1 pseudogene is annotated in these 213 nt (G+C 50.2%); it reads right to left on the reverse strand.

Annotated elements, in window-relative coordinates:
* A pseudogene (locus PGX78_RS09380) lies at positions 1-213 on the reverse strand (bifunctional 3,4-dihydroxy-2-butanone-4-phosphate synthase/GTP cyclohydrolase II); the annotation flags it as partial.

Here is a 213-nt window from a genome sequence, read left to right on the forward strand (position 1 = left end):
TCGGGAGCAAAGCCCAATTTTTCGTTGGCTTCTACCGTATCGTACCCCTGTTCCTGGAGGGCGTAGGCTTTTAATTTATTAATTAAGCCGATACCGCGACCTTCCTGTCGCATATACAGGAGTACCCCGCGACCTTCTTTGTTGATTTGTGTCATGGCCGTAGCCAATTGTTCACCGCAGTCACAACGACAAGAGCCGAAAACATCGCCGGTC

Origin of the sequence: Megasphaera sp. AF13-6AC (genome assembly GCF_027685385.1) — a bacterium.
GTDB lineage: Bacteria > Bacillota > Negativicutes > Veillonellales > Megasphaeraceae > Megasphaera > Megasphaera micronuciformis.